The organism is Streptomyces sp. PU-14G (assembly GCF_041028275.1).
Classification (GTDB): domain Bacteria; phylum Actinomycetota; class Actinomycetes; order Streptomycetales; family Streptomycetaceae; genus Streptomyces.
The window spans coordinates 1-1234 of sequence record NZ_JASKYT010000697.1 but is presented as its reverse complement, the minus strand read 5'-3'; the positions used below and the strand labels follow the sequence as shown (position 1 = coordinate 1234).

At 74.8% G+C, this 1234-nt stretch carries 2 protein-coding genes; one reads left to right on the top strand and one right to left on the bottom strand.

From position 1 onward, the window contains the following. A partial coding sequence (locus AB8Z75_RS34785; RefSeq protein ID WP_369209112.1) for a class I SAM-dependent methyltransferase occupies positions 1–673 on the top strand: 673 nt, incomplete at its 5' end. On the opposite strand, the gene AB8Z75_RS34780 is transcribed toward AB8Z75_RS34785, so the two are convergent. Further along, the gene (locus AB8Z75_RS34780) at positions 625–1182 is read right to left on the bottom strand and encodes a hypothetical protein (RefSeq protein WP_369209114.1); all 558 of its coding nucleotides are present in this window, start codon (positions 1180–1182) and stop codon (positions 625–627) included. The two genes, AB8Z75_RS34785 and AB8Z75_RS34780, sit on opposite strands and share 49 nt — an antisense overlap. Between the last annotated feature and the right edge of the window lie 52 nt (positions 1183–1234).

Below are 1234 nucleotides of genomic sequence, written 5' to 3'. Positions count from 1 at the left end.
CCCGGCCTCCGCCGCACCCGTCGGCGCCCGCCCCTGCTGGAGCGCGGATCCGTACACCGACGCGCTGCGCAGCGGACGCGGACCGCTCTTCCTGCGGCGTACCGACGGCTGGCTGCTCCCTTTGGACGTGGAACGCTGGTGCGCGAGCGCGGACGCCGCCGACATGTCGGTCCTGCGGCGCTGCGAGGGCTCCGTGCTGGATGTGGGCTGCGGTCCTGGGCGGCTGGTGGCGGCACTGTCCGAGCTGGGCAGGAGGGCGTTGGGCATCGACGTCAGCCAGGAGGCGGTCACCCGGACGGTCGGTCTGGGCGCCACCGCACTGTGCCGTTCGGTCTTCGAGACCCTTCCCGGGGAGGGCCGCTGGGGCAGCGTGCTGCTGGTGGACGGCAACATCGGCATCGGTGGCCGCCCCGGCACGCTGCTGGAGCGGTGCGCCGAACTGCTGGCCCCCCGGGGCCTGCTGCTGGCCGAGACCGCTCCCGTGGATGTGGACGAGCGGGTGGAGGTACGCATCGACGACGGCAGGGGCGCGGAACAGCCCGTCGGGCAGTCCTTCCCCTGGGCACGGGTGGGTGCGCGGGCGCTCCTGCGGTACGCCGCGCACGCCGGGTGGTCGCGGACGGCTCAGTGGGAGTCCGGCGGGCGGTCGTTCGTCGCTCTGCGGCGCTCCTGAGCCGTCCCGCCGGTGCCCGCCGTCTCACCGGGCCCGCCGTTTTCTCGTTCCCCGCCGCCCGTCGTCACCTCCCGCGCGGTCCGCACGGCCAGCCACAGTGCGGAGACGGCGAAGAGCCCGAGGGTGAGCCACAGCCAGTGCAGTGCGTAGTCGGTGGTGCCTTCCGGCCGCCCGGTGGCCTTCGCGTACCGGTCGGGCGGCCCCCAGATCAGTGGCAGCCACACCAGGAGCAGCAGCAGCGACAACAGAGCCGGGACGCGCAGGTGGTTGACGTACCGGCCGGCGAGCCGGGGCAGCCGGTCCGCGAGCGAGTACAGCGGCAGCAGCACCAGATCGTGCAGCAGGGCGGCGCCGACGAACCATACGGCGACGCTCAGCCAGTCGTCGGTTGGCAGCCGTGTCCCCGCGTAGCCGGCGAGGACGAAGGACGCCAGCAGCAGGACGATCTGGAGCGGGCTGCCGAGGCGGCGGCGCAGCCGTCCGGCGTCCCGCGCCGGCCCGGCCTCCATCCGGCCTCCGGCGGCGGGCCCCACCGCCCGTCCCCGATCTCGTTCCCGTCCC

Excerpts from the sequence above, each read along its gene's own strand:
- AB8Z75_RS34780 (WP_369209114.1), bottom strand. The coding sequence starts at position 1,182 with ATGGAGGCCGGGCCGGCGCGGGACGCCGGACGGCTGCGCCGCCGCCTC.